Source organism: Bifidobacterium sp. LH_426 (assembly GCF_056356875.1).
On sequence record NZ_JBKEVB010000001.1, the window covers coordinates 436,888 to 451,394 of the forward strand.

The following is a 14,507-nucleotide window of genomic DNA, read 5'->3' on the forward strand; positions in this document are numbered from 1 at the left end:
ACGCTACTGTCGTATGGTTTGCGCAAACCGCGCATGATCCCATATGACATGAAAGGCCGTTGTGCCAGATACAACCTTCCCTACGCCCGTCGTCGAGACGCGCGCCAAGACCTTCTTCGAACTCGGCGTCCCCGAGCCGTTGTGCCGCGTGCTCGACGCGGACGGCAAGACCGAGGCGTTCCCCATCCAGGAGGACACCCTTCCCGATTCCCTCGCCGGACGCGACATCCTCGGCCGTGGCCGCACCGGCTCGGGCAAGACGCTCGCCTTCTGCATCCCGCTCGCCGCGCGCCTGTGCGAGGCCGCGTGGGAGCCGGGCATGGCGATGTCCGAATTCCGCCGCAACGTCAAGTTCATCCGCCGCGAGCATCTCGCCGAACGCGAGGAGCGCGGCTTCCTGCCACATCCGCACGGGCTCGTGCTCGCGCCGACGCGCGAGCTCGCCAACCAGATCAACGACGTGCTCGAACCGCTCGCCCGCATGATGGGCATGACCACGACCACCGTGTACGGCGGCGTCAAACAGAACCGTCAGGTGCGCGACCTCAAGTCCGGCGCGGACATCGTCGTCGCTTGCCCGGGTCGTCTCGAGGACCTGCTGCGCCAGAAGCTGCTCACCCTGTCCGACGTGCGCGTCATCGTCATGGACGAGGCGGACGAGATGGCGGACATGGGCTTCCTGCCGCCGGTGCGCCGCATCCTCGGCCAGATTCGTCCCGACGCGCAGCACATGCTGTTCTCCGCGACGCTCGACCACGGCGTCGACGGTCTGGTGCGCGAGTTCCTGCGTGAGCCGAAGACGCACAGCGTGGACGAGCCGGCCGCCGTGGTCGATACGATGACCCAGCATGTGTTCGAGGTGGCGAAGGACGACAAGTTCGAGGTGGTGCGTCAGCTAGCCGCCGGAACCGGCAAGCGCATCCTGTTCACGCGCACCAAGTTCCAGGCGAAGAAGCTCGCGAAGAGCCTGACGAACAGCGGCGTGCCCGCCGCGCAGCTGCACGGCAACCTCAACCAGAACCAGCGCGACCGCAACCTCGCCGCGTTCGAGGACGGCGACGTGAACGTGCTGGTCGCCACCGACGTGGCGGCCCGCGGCATCGACGTGAGCGACGTGGAGCTCGTCGTGCAGATCGACCCGCCGGACGATCCGAAATCGTTCGTGCACCGTTCTGGCCGCACCGCGCGCGCCGGCCATACGGGCGACGTGGTGACGCTCGTGCTCCCGTTCCAGCGCCGCGAGGCGAAGCGCATGCTCAAGGCCGCCGGCATCGACGTGAAGCCGATCGCCGTGCGCCATGATTCGCCGGAAGTGCAGGAGCTCGTGGGGGAGCGCGCCCCGATCGTCAAGGATTGGAACCTCGACGACACGCAGCCCGCCGGCAATCCGCGCAAGCGCAAGGACCGCAAGGCGCGCAAGGACGACAACGCCCAGGGAGGCAAGCGCGGGAACGGCAGGCGAGGCGACGGCGGAGCCGGCAGGTCGCGCACGCCCGCGAACATCACGTTCGTCGACGACTTCGATGCGGTCGACGAGACCGGATTCGACGATCCGTTCGCGGACGACGGCGACGATTCGCGCCGGAACCGTCGTGGCGGCCATGGTGGTCGCGACGACCGCCGCGCGGACCGTTCGACGCGACGTTCCTCCCGTGACGAGCGCGGCCGCGACCGACGCGAGCAGCCGGCCGGGCGGAAGAACCGTGCCGAGCGCCGCGCCGGTATGCGCGACGCCGAGGCGGAACGCCGCGACCGCCGTTTCGAGACCGGAGATTCGCATCGCTCCAAGCGGGGCGGCTACCGCGACGACACACGTTCGGACCGCAGCTCGAAGGGCGGCAACGGAGGCAAGCGCATCCACCGCAGGGACGAGAACCGCGTCGTGCAGGACGAGCGCGGTGAGGCCGCGAAGCGCCACGACCGCCGCATGATCGCCAAATACGGTTCCACGGACGGCCCGCGCCGCCGCCACTCCAAGCGCAAGACCATCCCCTTCCGCACCCGCTGATCCCCTCCTTATGCTCCTCTGGTTCCTTCCAGAGGCATTGGCTTTTTCTCTTGCTCCCCCTGAAGGGGGAGCTGGCGGCGAAGCCGTCTGAGGGGGTGCACCCGGCGCTAATACCGGTACGCCACACGCCCATCCGCATCGGAAATCGTGAACGTCGGCTCGTCCTCGACGCTCAACTCCACGCGGATGTGCGTGTGCCCGTCTGCGGCGACCGCCCGGTACACGTAGCGCTTGTTCTCGAGCACGTCCTTCTCGACGCGCGCGTCCTGCAGCCACGGGTTGCGGCGGCGCAGCGCGATCAGCGCCTGGTGCAGGCGGTACACGGGCTCGCCGAGCTTCGACAGCTGCTCCGGCGAGTCCGGGAATTTGGGCCGCACGTCGTCGTCGCCGCCGAACCGCTGCTCCTTGACGCCCACGTAGCCTTGCTCGTCACCGTAGTAGATGCTGGGCACGCCTCCGACCGTCATCAGCACCGCCAATGCGAGCGCGGCCTTCTTCGGCCCGATCTCGGAGGCGATGCGGGTCACGTCGTGGTTGCCGATGAACGTCTGTGGAATGAACGTGTCCAGGAACGCGTTGTGCCGGGTGAGGTTCCAGTCGAGTTCGAAGAAGTTGTCGGTTTCGAGCGCGTGACGGATCGACTTCCACAGCTCGTACTGCGTGATCGAATCCATCGTGGATTCCACCGCGATGCGCGGGTAGTCGCCGTGGATCACCTCGCCGAAGATCCACGTATACGGGTGCGCGGCCTTCATCTGCGGCAGCACCTTCGCCCAGAATCCGCTCGGCACCGCGTAGGCGGCGTCGAGCCGCCAGCCGGATGCGCCGCGGTCGAGCCAATGGTTCATCACACGCGTCACGTAGGTGACCGTCTCGTCGCTGCCGTGGTCGAGGTCGACGAGGTCGCCGTGGCCTTCGAACACGTCGAGCACCGGCTCCCCGTTTGCGCCGGTCGCGGTCTTGACGAGTCCATGCCAGGGGTTCCCGGCGGGGGAGAGCGTGCCGGAGGCCTCGTCGAGCGCTGCCTGGACGGCCGGGTGGCGGCGCGACACGTGGTTGAAGACGCCGTCGAGAATGATGGACATGCCCATGCCGTGGCAGGCTTCGGCGAGCCGGTCGAACGCCGCGTCGCCGCCGAGCCGCACGTCGACGTGCATGTGGTCGAGCGTGTCGTAGCCGTGCGTGGCGGATTCGAAGATGGGGCCGAGCAGCAGACCTGACGCGCCCAGGTCGCGCATGTACGGCAGCCAGGGAATCAGCGCGTCGAGCCCCCGGCCGTGGAATTCGCGCGGACCCTGCGGGCGGATGTCCGCGCCGCAGAATCCAAGCGGATACACCTGCCAGAACACTCCGTAACGTACCCAGTCCGGCAGTTCGTTCGCCTTGTTCGCAACCATCAGGCACCTCCTGTCCGATGCGGACGGCACCACCCATCCGCGTTGACACCGTGTCTATTTTCTCACGATTAGAATGATGCGCGCGCAGGACGCGCCGCGTCGATAGCAGGTCGGACGCGGAGTCGGTTCCACGGCCCCAGGAATCAGCCGAGCCGCTTCAGCAGCGAGTCCACGTGGCCTTTGGCACGCACGTTGTAGCGGGCGAGCGTGATCGTGCCGTCCGCGTCGATGGCGAACGTGGAGCGGATCACACCCACGTGCGTCTTGCCGTACAGCTTCTTCTCCCCGTAGGCGGCGTACAGTTTGTGCACCGTCAGGTCCGGGTCGCTCAGCAGCGGGAACGACAGGTGATCGCGTTCGCGGAACCGCTGCAGTTTGGCGAGCGGATCCTTCGAGACGCCGAGTACCGTGTAGCCGAGCGAACCGAGTCGCGCCATGTTGTCGCGGAAGTCGCAGGCCTCGGTGGTGCATCCGGGCGTCATCGCCGCCGGATAGAAGTAGAGCAGCACCTTGTCCCCTTGTGAGGTGAGTCCGGACAGGGTGACGGTGGTCTCGTCGCCGTCCGGATTCACCGCGGGAAGTGTGAAGTCCGGAGCCGGTTGACCGGTCTCGAGACGGGATGGCAACGGTTCGGTTTCGGTTGGCATATTGTCTTTCCCCTTCGTTGTGTGAATTGTCGTGTTTCAGCGGGACTACCCCTCAGTCGGCATTGCCGACAGCTCCCCTAGCAAGGGGAGCCGAGGGCGGAGCTACTTTACGGCGAGGGTCTGGGAGAGGGTGTGGGATTCGCCGGGGTGGAGCGTGATCATGCGGTCGCGGTTCGCGGCGGCCTCCACGCAGGCGAATCCGCGCCATTCGCCGGCCTCCAGGTCGCCGATCGCGTTGCCGGCCTCCTCGCCCGGATTCCACACGACCGTCGCCGTCGCTCCTCGCGAGGAGATCAGGATCGTGCGGCCGGCCGCGTCGTCGTGCAGTTCGAGCGGCGCATCCGTCAGATAGATGCGGTCGACCATCGTGCCGTCGAACGCCACGTCGCCCGACTGCGTGCGCACCGGGAAGCCGGGCAGCGTCGTGTCCAGATAGTCCGCGCCGTCCAGGCCGACGACGCGGGCGCGCGTCACGTCGTCCACCGCCAGATACGTGTGCAGCGCCGCCTCGTAGGAGAACGCGGCGTCGCCGTCGTTCGTCACCGTCAGCGCCATCGTGATCGACTCGCCGGCGTCCACCGTGTAGGACGCGTGGAAGCATGGGGCGTCGTTGCCGACGAACTGCGCGAGCGTCGCGTCGTCGATTTCGTCGGAGTCGAGCGCATACTCGGCGTGACGATCAGTGATCGAACCGTCCACCGGATGCCAGAAGCTCGACCGCGCGAACCCGTGCTTGGGCGTCTTCGCGGCATCGTTGGCCGGATCGAATCCGGAATTGAACCATGGGAAGATGACCGGCACGCCGCCGCGGATCGCCTTCCCCTCATGCAGATGGATCGCACGCGGACGCCAGACCACGTCCGACTGTCCTTGAGGCGCCCAACGCAGCACGTGCGCGCCGTAATCGCTGATCGAAGCGGAACCGTCGGCGTTGACGAGATCGCGGATCGTGAACGATGCAGAACCCATGTTTCCTCCAAACCACAGATGATGGGTGGGTCCGTTCCATTATGCCAGTTGTCCAGCGGATGTGGGGTGATGGGGAGCATGGCAAGACAGGCAGGCAAGGCACCGGTCATCGTGGTGTACGGGGGAGACCCGTATCTCAACGGCGAAACCGTGCGCGAACAATGCGACGCGGCGCTGAAACGCCGACCGGACGCGGAACTCGTCGAACTCGACGCGGCCACGGCGGACCGCTACGCCTTCGACGAGGCCGTCAGCCCCTCCCTGCTCGCCGACGTGGCCGTCGTGCGCGTCGACGACCTGCAATCCGCGGACGAGAAACTCGGCGACAGCATCGTCGACTACTGCAAGCAGGCGGCCGCCGACCCGGACAGCTCCAGCATCGTCATCTGCCGGCACGAGGGCGGCAACAAGGGCAAGCGTCTGCTCGATCGGCTCGTCCGCGCCGGCGCGCGCAAGGTCGAGGTACCCGACCTGAAGAAGCCGGACGCGAAACTCAACTACGTGCTGCAATGCTTCGAGAAACAGGGCAGACGAGTCGAGCCGATCGCCGCCCAGCAGCTCGTCGACGTGCTCGGCGGCAGCATCGGCGAACTCACCGCCATGTGCGGGCAACTGTGCTTCGATTTCGACGACGATCCGATCGGACTGGACCGGGTCAACCAGTATCTGACCGCCAACGCGCAGGTCACCGGATTCAACGTGGCCGACACCGCCATGGCGGGCAACACGGCCGACGCGATCGTCAAGATGCGCTCCGCCGTGGAACAGGGCGTCGAACCGGTCGCGCTCATCGGCGCGTTGGCGTCGAAGCTCAGGGCCGTGGCGAAGGTGTCCGCGTTCAACACGGGCAGGATCAGCGCCGCCGAACTCGGCATGTCCCCGTGGGCACGCAAATACGTGAAACTCGGCGGCTGGACGTCCGCCGGCATGGCCGCGTGCATCCGCACGCTCGCCTGGGCCGACGAGGAGTGCAAGACCAACGGGGGAGACCCCATGTATGCGCTGGAGCGCAGCATCGAGACGATCGCGACGAAAGGACGGGCATGAGCGGGGAGCGAAACGGGATGCGGGGCGACGGGACGATCGTCATCGAGGCACCTACGGGCGACGACATGCGTGCATTGGGACGCCGTATCGCGGCGCGCGTACGTGGCGGCGACGTGCTGCTCCTGTCCGGTCCGCTTGGCGCCGGCAAGACGACGCTCGCGCAGGGATTCGGCGAAGGGCTCGGCATCGGTGAGCCGATCGTCTCGCCGACGTTCACCATCGCCCGTGAACTCGACGGACGGTTCGCCGACGGGAGTCCCGCGCATCTCGTGCACGTGGATGCGTACCGTCTCGGCGGCGCCGACTACGCGCCCGGACAGGCGGCCGTGAACCGTCTGCTCGACGAACTCGAATCGCTGGGACTCGACGAGGAGCTCGAAGACACCAGCGACGATACGGTCGTGCTCATGGAGTGGGGCGAGCAGATGGCCGCCGCGCTCGCGCCGGAACGGCTTGAAATCCACATCGCGCGCCCGCTGTCGCAGACCGGTCCCGGCGTCGCGTCCGGTGCCGTGGACGCCGACGGCGAACTCACCAGCGACGGCACGCGCACCGTCACGCTGGTGCCGGTCGGCGCGCGCTGGAGCGGGTTCACGCTCTGAGCGGGCGGCCCGCACGCGGCGGTGTACACTCTCTACAGGTCTGACTACAGGTCCGAAGAATCATGTCGGAGGAATCACGAGCACACGTCGGGAGGATGCATGGGCTGCACATTGGTGATCGACACGTCATACGGTTCCACCGTAGGCGTCACAGGGCATGAACCAATCGTCGAGACCGACTCGCGCACCCACGTCGAACGACTGCAGGTGAACATCGCGCGCGCGGTCGGCGAAGCCGGATACGCGCCGCGCGACATCGAGACGGTGATCGTCGGCACCGGTCCCGCGCCGTTCACCGGACTGCGCGCCGGCATCGTCGCTGCCAAGGCGCTGGCGTTCGCCACCGGCGCGGAACTCATCGGCCATGATGTACTCGCACCGCAGGCGCAGTGGAACCTCATCCGGCGCGGCAAGGCCGGCACGCTCGGCGATCCGCAGACGCGCCACGTGCTCACGCTCGCCGTGAACGACGCGCGCCGCAAGCAACTCTACTTCGCGTTGTATGCGAGCCAGCTCGACGGCGATGGAACCGGCGAGACCGGTGACAACGGGAACACCGGAACCGCGGTCCGCGTGCTCATCGCCATGGACATCGACTATCCGGCATCGATCGCCGACCGCGTAAACGCCGCCGTACGCGAGGTCGCGGCGACGACGGACGGCGAGATCGTCGTCGACGTCGTCGGCCATGGCGCGGCGAAATACGCCGACGCGCTGCGCGGCATCGACCGTCTCGGCGACGTGACCGACGAATCCGTGTTCGACCAGGGACGGCAGGGCGTCGAGATCTTCGCGACCGACGCGACGCTCGCGCATGCGCGCGACCCGCAGGCACCCGTCGAACCGCTGTATCTGCGCCGGCCGGACGCCGAGGTGCCGGCGCCGCTCAAGCACGTGCTCGGCCATGAGGGAGCGGGGAGGAAGGACTGATGCTCGTCGCACTGGACGACCTCGACCGCGAGACCGCCGTCGCCGCCGTACGCGCGCTGGAGGTCGAGCTGTTCGGCAACCACGCGTGGAGCGAGAACGCGGTACGGCAGGAGCTCGACGCCCCCGCACGCGTCTACGTGTTCGACTGCGAACGCGAACAGGGCGACGGCGAATGCGAAGACAGGGGGGAAGGCCATGTGCCGGGCCCCGACGGCTGCGTGCCGGGCATCGTGCGCGGATTCGCCGGATACTGGTACGACGGCGAGGACGCGGAGATCATGGACATCGGCGTCGGCCGACGCTACCAGCGCCGCGGACTCGCCGCGCGCATGCTCACCTGGCTGATCGGCCACGCGCGCGAACAGGGCGCGCGACGCATGCTGCTCGAAGTCGCCGTGAACAACGAGCCCGCCATCGCGCTGTACCGGCGGTTCGGATTCGAACGCATCGGACTGCGCAGACGCTACTACCAGCCGGAAGGCATCGACGCGTACGTGATGGCGCTGGAACTGAGCCCGCGCGTCGTCGGGTTCGCGGGAGCGAGGAGCCGCGAGGTGAGCGGGGCGGACGCGACGAATACGGCGGCGGGCGGAACGGACATGAACGGAGAAACGGAGAAGACGCGATGAGCGAACCGATCGTACTGGGCATCGAATCCACTTGCGACGAGACGGCGGCCGCCATCGTCCAGGGGCGCACGCTGCGCTCCAACGTGGTCGCCTCCTCGATGGAGGAGCACGCGCGCTACGGCGGCGTCATCCCCGAGATCGCCTCGCGCGCGCACGCCGAAGCGTTCGTGCCGTGCGTGTCCAAGGCGCTGGCCGATGCCGGCCTCGAACTCGCCGATGTGGACGCAATCGCCGTGTCCGCGGGCCCCGGACTCGCCGGATGCCTCGCCGTCGGCGTCTCCGGCGCGAAGGCACTCGCATGGGCGAGCGGCAAGCCGTTGTATGGTATCAACCACGTGATCGGACACATCGCCGTCACCCAGCTCCAGTTCGGACCGTTCCCCAAGGACACGCTCGCGCTCATCGTCTCCGGCGGACACACGTCGCTGCTGCACGTCGAGGACGTGGCACGGCACATCGACGTGGTCGGCACCACGTTGGACGACGCGGCGGGGGAATGCTTCGACAAGGTGGCGCGCCTGCTCGGCTTCCCTTACCCGGGAGGCCCGCACATCGACCGGCACGCGCAACACGGCGACCCGCATGCGATCCGCGTGCCGCAGGGGCTCACGCAGGGCAAAGCCGGCGCGAAGCACCCGTACGACTTCAGCTTCTCCGGCGTGAAGACCGCCGTCGCCCGCTGGGTGGAGGGGGAGCAGGCCGCCGGGCGCGAAATCCCCGTCGACGACGTGTGCGCCTCGCTCGCCGACTCGGTGGCCACCGTGCTCGCGAAGAAAGCGATGCGCGGCTGCCGCCAGTACGATTCCGACACGCTGATTGTGGGCGGCGGATTCTCCGCCAACTCGCAGCTCAGGGCGAAACTGCTCGAATACGGGCGCTCCAACGGCGTCGAAGTGCGTATCCCGGAACTGAAGCTGTGCACCGACAACGGCGCGATGGTCGCGATGCTGGGCGTGAACCTCGTCGAGGCCGGGGTCGCGCCCAGCGCGCCCGATTTCGCCATCGACTCGGCCATGCCGCTGACCAAGGTGGTGATGTAGGGAATCGTGATGCGCCGGTCTTCGATGCCGCGTAGTGCGACACGCCGAGTTGCGTTATCGGAGACCGGCGCGTATATTCATCACTCGTTGCGAACGCGCCCGGTTGCGGCTGGGAGCGATTGATAAATAAATATTCCTGCGTAGCTCAGTTGGCAGAGCATCCGACTGTTAATCGGACGGTCGCTGGTTCAAGCCCAGCCGCAGGAGCTTCACCCCGTAAGGGCCTCGGCTTGGAAGGGACGTGATAATTGAATATTCCTGCGTAGCTCAGTTGGCAGAGCATCCGACTGTTAATCGGACGGTCGCTGGTTCAAGCCCAGCCGCAGGAGCTTCACCCCGGAAGGGCCTCGGCTTGGAAGGGACGTGATAATTGAATATTCCTGCGTAGCTCAGTTGGCAGAGCATCCGACTGTTAATCGGACGGTCACTGGTTCAAGCCCAGTCGCAGGAGCTTTGACGGAAAGCCTCAGGTTCATGCCTGAGGCTTTCTGCATGTCGAAACCGGGGTGACAACGTAGCCGCGACCTTGGCGCAACGGATTCGGCGCGTCAGCCACGGCGGCGGCCGGGATGACGGTACCATCGAAGACGAACGGGAACGATCACGGCGAGGAGGCCGTCATCATGGATGTGAGGATACTGAGAATCGAACGGGGTGTATTCGCCGTGCTCCACAACGGAAGCGGAGCCGGAACCGTGCGCAAGCAGACCGTCGGCCTGAAACGCATGTGGCTGGCGGACGGTGCCAACGGCGCCCAAGGCGTGTTCCCCTCGAAGAAAACCGCGGCCCAATGGCTCGTGCAACGCGCCTGACGGCGTCGGCCTGCATACACCTTCCATACGGCTTCGGTTCACCTATGCGTTCGCTTGGTGAACGCGGCTTGCGCATGTCGCCTCACCGCCCTACAGTGTGCAACTGTTGATTACACGTCCAGGCCTGCACATTGGTAACGCGGACCCAGATAGCAAAGGACACCATCATGGCGCAAAGCTCCATCTCCATCACAGTCAACGGCGAAGCGAAGGAGGTGGAAGCAACCACCACCGGCGTCGAACTCTTCGCGGACGACAAGAACATCATCGCCGTGCGTCTCAACGGCGAACTGCGCGACCTGTACACGCCGCTCAATGACGGCGACGCCGTCGAGTCCGTCGCGCTCGACTCCGAGGACGGCCTCGGCATCATGCGTCACTCCGCCACGCACGTCATGGCGCAGGCGGTGCAGGAACTGTTCCCGAACGCCAAGCTCGGCGTCGGCCCGATCATCAAGGACGGCTTCTACTACGACTTCCAGGTCGACCAGCCGTTCACGCCGGACGATCTCAAGCAGATCGAAAAGCACATGCAGCGCATCATCAAGTCGTCCCAGTCCTTCCGCCGCCGCGTCGTGAGCGAGGAGGAGGCCCTCGCCGAGGAGGCCGACCAGCCGTTCAAGATCGAGCTGATCCAGGACAAGGAAGCGCACCTCGACCCGTCCACCGCCACCGAGATCTCCGGCAAGGAGCTCAGCTTCTACGACAACGTCGACCGTGACGGCAACGTCGTGTGGAAGGACCTGTGCCGCGGACCGCACCTGCCGAACACCCGCTTCATCAAGGCGTTCAAGATCGAGCGTTCCGCCGCCGCCTACTGGCGCGGCAGCGAGAAGAACCCGACCATGCAGCGCATCTACGGTACCGCGTGGGCCACCAAGGAGGACCTCAAGGCCTACCAGACGCGTCTCGAGGAGGCCGCCAAGCGCGACCACCGCAAGCTCGGCGCCGAAATGGACCTGTTCTCCTTCCCGGAGGAGATCGGACCGGGCCTCGCCGTGTTCCACCCGAAGGGCGCCGCCGTCATCAACGCGATGGAGGACTACTCCCGCGAGATGCACCGCAAGCACCACTACAGCTTCGTGCAGACCCCGCACATCACCAAGGGCGGCCTGTACGAGACCTCCGGCCACCTGCACTGGTACAAGGACGGCATGTACCCGCCGATGCACCTCGACGAGGAGCGCGACGCGGACGGCAACATCACCAAGCCGGGCGCCGACTACTACCTCAAGCCGATGAACTGCCCGATGCACAACCTGATCTTCAAGTCGCGCCAGCGCTCCTACCGCGAGCTTCCGCTGCGCCTCTTCGAGTTCGGCACCGTGTACCGCTACGAGAAGTCCGGCGAGGTCCACGGCCTGACCCGTGTGCGCGGCCTCACCCAGGACGACTCCCACATCTACTGCACCCGCGAGCAGATGAAGGACGAGCTGACCAGCCTGCTCACCTTCGTGCTCAACCTGCTCAAGGACTTCGGCCTGTCCGACTTCTACCTGGAGCTGTCCACCAAGGATCCGGACAAGTACGTCGGCTCCGACGAGATCTGGGAGGAGGCGACCAACACGCTGCGCGAAGTCGCCGAGGCGTCCCACCTCAACCTCGTGGCCGATCCGGGCGGCGCCGCGTTCTACGGCCCGAAGATTTCCGTGCAGGCGCGTGACGCAATCGGCCGCACCTGGCAGGTGTCGACCATCCAGCTCGACTTCAACCTGCCCGAGCGCTTCAAGCTCGAGTACATCGCGAAGGACGGCACGCACCAGCGTCCGGTGATGATCCACCGCGCGCTGTTCGGCTCCATCGAGCGCTTCTTCGCCGTGCTGCTCGAGCACTACGCGGGCGCGTTCCCGGCGTGGCTCGCCCCGGTGCAGGTGCTCGGCGTGCCCGTCGCCGACGAGTTCGCCCCGCATCTCGCCGGCTTCGTCAAGAGCCTCGAGGACGAGATGGTCCGCTGCGAGATCGACTACTCCGACGATCGTTTCGGCAAGAAGATCCGCAACGCCTCCAAGTCCAAGGTGCCGTTCATCCTCATCGTCGGCGAGGAGGACATGAACAACAACGCGGTGAGCTTCCGCTTCCGCGACGGCAGCCAGCTCAACGGCGTCCCGGTCGACGAGGCGCGCGCCCAGATCCTCAAGGTGATCGCCAAGCGCGTCCAGGTCAACTCCGTCGACGACTTCAAGGCCGCCGTGGCCGGCGAGCCCGTCGACGCCGAGTGATCCGCCGCTGATCCTCAGCGGGCCGGCCGGGATGCGGACGCCACGTCCCGGCCGGCCCATGTTGTCGGCTTAACGCCATACAATCGTTTCGTTTGTCAGATATCCGTCTCATAACCTGCTAGGAGCATTATGTCAGGTCATTCCAAGTGGGCGACCACCAAGCACAAGAAGGCCGCCATCGACGCCAAGCGCGGCAAGCTCTTCGCCAAGCTCATCAAGAACATCGAGATCGCGGCCCGCATGGGCGGCGGCGACCCGGATGGCAACCCGTCCCTGTACGACGCCATTTACAAGGCCAAGAAGGCCTCCATGCCCGCCGACAACATCAAGCGCGCCGTCAAGCGCGGCTCCGGTGAAGAGGCCGGCGGCGCCAACTACGAGGACATCGTCTACGAGGGCTACGCCCCCGCCGGCGTTGGCCTCATCATCGAGTGCCTGACCGACAACCGCAACCGCGCGGCCGCCGAGGTCCGTTCCACCCTGACCAAGGGCAACGGCTCCCTGGCCACCTCCGGCTCCGTGTCCTTCAACTTCGAGCGCAAGGGCCAGATTGTGGTCCCGTCCGAGGGTGTGGACTTCGACAAGCTGTTCGAGGCCGCCGCCGAGGCCGGTGCCGAGGACGTCCAGGACGACGGCGAGGTCTTCACCGTCATTACCGACCCGTCCGACGTGCACACCGTGCGCCAGGCCCTGGTCGATGCTGGTTTCGAGTACGATTCCGCCGACTTGGTCATGGCCCCGAAGAACGAGGTCGAGCTCTCCCTCGAGGACGCCCGCAAGGTCTCCAACCTCATCGACAAGCTCGATGACCTCGACGACGTGCAGAACATCTACTCCAACTGGACCGCCTCTGACGAGGTCATGGCCCAGCTCGACGAGGAGTAGTCCGCACGTGATCATCCTTGGCGTCGACCCCGGGCTCACGCGCTGCGGGGTCGGCGTGATCGAAGCCGGCGCCCACCGCCGGCTTTCGTTTATCCACGTGGACGTCGTGCGCTCCTCGCCGGACGTGTCGCAGGACCTGCGCCTGCTCGCCATCTACAACGGCCTGGTCGAGAAGATCGAGACGTACGCGCCCGACACCGTGTCCATCGAGCGCGTGTTCGCCCAGTCGAACCGCAACACGGTGCTCGGCACCGCACAGGCGGCGGGGCTCGCCATGCTCGCCGCCGCCCAGCGCAACATCCCCGTGGCCCTGCATACGCCGACCGAGGCGAAGCTCGCCATCACCGGCAACGGCCACGCGCAGAAGATTCAGATCGAGCGCATGGTGACGCGCATCCTCAACCTCAACACGATGCCGACGCCGGCCGACGCCGCCGACGCGCTGGCGCTGGCGATCTGCCACGCCCTGCGCCCGGCCGGCGCGCTGCAGGGCGGCGAACGCGAGGAGCATCTCACCCCGGCGCAACGCCAATGGGCGGAGGCCTCCAAGAAGGCGACGAAACGCCGGTTCAACGCCGACCGCGGCATGTGACGCGACCACGCCGTCATGCGGCTTCACGAAACGACGCATGATGGTGTACACTGTCGAACAGCTGTTCGAAAGGAGTCGCCGTGATCGGTTCGCTGAAAGGTGTGGTGGAGACGGTCGATGCCTCGTCCGCGCTCATCGAGGTCGGGGGAGTCGGCTACGAGGTGCGCATGCCCGCCGCCGACCTGTCGCGTGTCCATGGCGGCACGGAGACGCGCGTCTACACGTATCTCAACGTCTCGCAGGACGCCATCACCCTGTACGGGTTCCTCGACCCCGCGGCGAAACGCACGTTCCTGCAGCTGCTCAAGGTCTCCGGCATCGGCCCGAAGGTCGCCCTGTCGCTGCTCTCCACGTTGAATCCGAGCCAGCTCGCCAAGGCCGTGGCCGACAACGACGCCGCCGCCCTCGCCAAGGCTCCGGGGCTCGGCAAGAAGGGCGCGCAGAAGATCATCCTCGAACTCAAGGGGTCGATCAATCTCGAAGACATCGAATCCGGGGTGGCCGTCACCACTGCCAGGCCCGAGGACAAGGGCGCGCTGCAGGTCGTCGAGGGACTCATCTCGCTCGGATGGCGCCAGCAGGACGCCGAACACGCCGTGCGGGAGGCGTGCGAGGCCAACGGCATCGCCACGCCTCTCGCCGTCGAGGACGTGCCGCGCGTGCTCAAGCTCGCGCTGAACTCCCTGGACCGCGGCATCTGACATGAAGACGCCTGACGAAGGACCGGAGG

At 66.6% G+C, this 14,507-nt stretch carries 14 protein-coding genes and 3 tRNA genes; 14 read left to right on the plus strand and 3 right to left on the minus strand.

The window, feature by feature from the left end; genetic code table 11:
• Positions 1-61: 61 nt before the first annotated feature.
• The gene (locus AC1AYD_RS01890) at positions 62-2,008 is read left to right on the plus strand and encodes a DEAD/DEAH box helicase (RefSeq protein WP_476544584.1); all 1,947 of its coding nucleotides are present in this window, start codon (positions 62-64) and stop codon (positions 2,006-2,008) included.
• 107 nt (positions 2,009-2,115) lie between these two features.
• Here the strand turns inward: AC1AYD_RS01890 and AC1AYD_RS01895 are convergent, their stop codons facing one another.
• From AC1AYD_RS01895 to AC1AYD_RS01905, 3 genes are all read right to left on the minus strand, one after another.
• On the minus strand, positions 2,116-3,405 hold the full coding sequence (locus tag AC1AYD_RS01895) for an alpha-amylase family protein (RefSeq protein ID WP_476501735.1): 1,290 nt from the start codon (positions 3,403-3,405) through the stop codon (positions 2,116-2,118).
• A 143-nt stretch (positions 3,406-3,548) separates the two neighbouring features.
• A complete protein-coding gene (locus tag AC1AYD_RS01900) occupies positions 3,549-4,052 on the minus strand; it encodes a peroxiredoxin (protein ID WP_476501734.1) in 504 nt (167 codons plus the stop codon).
• A gap of 102 nt (positions 4,053-4,154) precedes the next feature.
• Positions 4,155-5,021, minus strand: a complete 867-nt coding sequence (locus AC1AYD_RS01905; RefSeq protein ID WP_476544585.1) for a D-hexose-6-phosphate mutarotase — start codon at positions 5,019-5,021, stop codon at positions 4,155-4,157.
• A 78-nt stretch (positions 5,022-5,099) separates the two neighbouring features.
• On the opposite strand from AC1AYD_RS01905, the gene holA reads away from it, so the two are divergent.
• The 13 genes from holA to ruvA all read left to right on the plus strand — a co-directional run bounded on the left by holA (position 5,100) and on the right by ruvA (position 14,478).
• Entirely contained in the window at positions 5,100-6,068 is a 969-nt protein-coding gene (gene holA, locus AC1AYD_RS01910; RefSeq protein ID WP_476544586.1) for a DNA polymerase III subunit delta, read from the plus strand.
• Positions 6,069-6,085: 17 nt separating this feature from the next.
• Complete coding sequence (gene tsaE / locus AC1AYD_RS01915) at positions 6,086-6,670, plus strand: tRNA (adenosine(37)-N6)-threonylcarbamoyltransferase complex ATPase subunit type 1 TsaE (protein ID WP_476544634.1); 585 nt, start codon at positions 6,086-6,088, stop codon at positions 6,668-6,670.
• A 99-nt stretch (positions 6,671-6,769) separates the two neighbouring features.
• The gene (tsaB, locus tag AC1AYD_RS01920; protein WP_476544587.1) at positions 6,770-7,600 is read left to right on the plus strand and encodes a tRNA (adenosine(37)-N6)-threonylcarbamoyltransferase complex dimerization subunit type 1 TsaB; all 831 of its coding nucleotides are present in this window, start codon (positions 6,770-6,772) and stop codon (positions 7,598-7,600) included.
• On the plus strand, positions 7,600-8,229 hold the full coding sequence (locus AC1AYD_RS01925; protein WP_476544588.1) for a GNAT family N-acetyltransferase: 630 nt from the start codon (positions 7,600-7,602) through the stop codon (positions 8,227-8,229). The genes tsaB and AC1AYD_RS01925 overlap by 1 nt, the downstream gene beginning before the upstream one ends.
• Positions 8,226-9,269 carry a tRNA (adenosine(37)-N6)-threonylcarbamoyltransferase complex transferase subunit TsaD gene (gene tsaD / locus AC1AYD_RS01930; protein WP_476501729.1) on the plus strand — a complete coding sequence of 348 codons (1,044 nt, stop codon included), beginning with the start codon at positions 8,226-8,228 and terminating at the stop codon, positions 9,267-9,269. Before AC1AYD_RS01925 ends, tsaD begins: the two co-directional genes overlap by 4 nt.
• Positions 9,270-9,403: 134 nt before the next feature.
• A tRNA-Asn gene (locus AC1AYD_RS01935) sits at positions 9,404-9,476 on the plus strand.
• 49 nt (positions 9,477-9,525) lie between these two features.
• Positions 9,526-9,598: transfer RNA gene (locus tag AC1AYD_RS01940), tRNA-Asn, on the plus strand.
• Between the two features lie 49 nt (positions 9,599-9,647).
• Positions 9,648-9,720: transfer RNA gene (locus AC1AYD_RS01945), tRNA-Asn, on the plus strand.
• 118 nt (positions 9,721-9,838) lie between these two features.
• Entirely contained in the window at positions 9,839-10,081 is a 243-nt protein-coding gene (locus AC1AYD_RS01950; protein WP_476501728.1) for a hypothetical protein, read from the plus strand.
• Between the two features lie 167 nt (positions 10,082-10,248).
• On the plus strand, positions 10,249-12,300 hold the full coding sequence (thrS, locus tag AC1AYD_RS01955; RefSeq protein ID WP_476544589.1) for a threonine--tRNA ligase: 2,052 nt from the start codon (positions 10,249-10,251) through the stop codon (positions 12,298-12,300).
• A 129-nt stretch (positions 12,301-12,429) separates the two neighbouring features.
• Positions 12,430-13,185, plus strand: coding sequence for a YebC/PmpR family DNA-binding transcriptional regulator (locus tag AC1AYD_RS01960; RefSeq protein ID WP_476501726.1), 756 nt, complete (start codon positions 12,430-12,432; stop codon positions 13,183-13,185).
• 7 nt (positions 13,186-13,192) lie between these two features.
• Complete coding sequence (gene ruvC / locus AC1AYD_RS01965; RefSeq protein WP_034528302.1) at positions 13,193-13,777, plus strand: crossover junction endodeoxyribonuclease RuvC; 585 nt, start codon at positions 13,193-13,195, stop codon at positions 13,775-13,777.
• Between the two features lie 80 nt (positions 13,778-13,857).
• Positions 13,858-14,478: a Holliday junction branch migration protein RuvA gene (ruvA, locus tag AC1AYD_RS01970; protein ID WP_476544590.1), complete on the plus strand. Its 621-nt coding sequence runs from the start codon at positions 13,858-13,860 to the stop codon at positions 14,476-14,478.
• Positions 14,479-14,507 lie beyond the last annotated feature (29 nt).

Excerpts from the sequence above, each read along its gene's own strand:
- AC1AYD_RS01895 (WP_476501735.1), bottom strand. The coding sequence starts at position 3,405 with ATGGTTGCGAACAAGGCGAACGAACTGCCGGACTGGGTACGTTACGGA.
- AC1AYD_RS01900 (WP_476501734.1), bottom strand. The coding sequence starts at position 4,052 with ATGCCAACCGAAACCGAACCGTTGCCATCCCGTCTCGAGACCGGTCAA.
- AC1AYD_RS01905 (WP_476544585.1), bottom strand. The coding sequence starts at position 5,021 with ATGGGTTCTGCATCGTTCACGATCCGCGATCTCGTCAACGCCGACGGT.
- holA (WP_476544586.1), top strand. The coding sequence starts at position 5,100 with ATGGCAAGACAGGCAGGCAAGGCACCGGTCATCGTGGTGTACGGGGGA.
- tsaE (WP_476544634.1), top strand. The coding sequence starts at position 6,086 with ATGCGGGGCGACGGGACGATCGTCATCGAGGCACCTACGGGCGACGAC.
- tsaB (WP_476544587.1), top strand. The coding sequence starts at position 6,770 with ATGGGCTGCACATTGGTGATCGACACGTCATACGGTTCCACCGTAGGC.
- AC1AYD_RS01925 (WP_476544588.1), top strand. The coding sequence starts at position 7,600 with ATGCTCGTCGCACTGGACGACCTCGACCGCGAGACCGCCGTCGCCGCC.
- tsaD (WP_476501729.1), top strand. The coding sequence starts at position 8,226 with ATGAGCGAACCGATCGTACTGGGCATCGAATCCACTTGCGACGAGACG.
- AC1AYD_RS01950 (WP_476501728.1), top strand. The coding sequence starts at position 9,839 with ATGACGGTACCATCGAAGACGAACGGGAACGATCACGGCGAGGAGGCC.
- thrS (WP_476544589.1), top strand. The coding sequence starts at position 10,249 with ATGGCGCAAAGCTCCATCTCCATCACAGTCAACGGCGAAGCGAAGGAG.
- AC1AYD_RS01960 (WP_476501726.1), top strand. The coding sequence starts at position 12,430 with ATGTCAGGTCATTCCAAGTGGGCGACCACCAAGCACAAGAAGGCCGCC.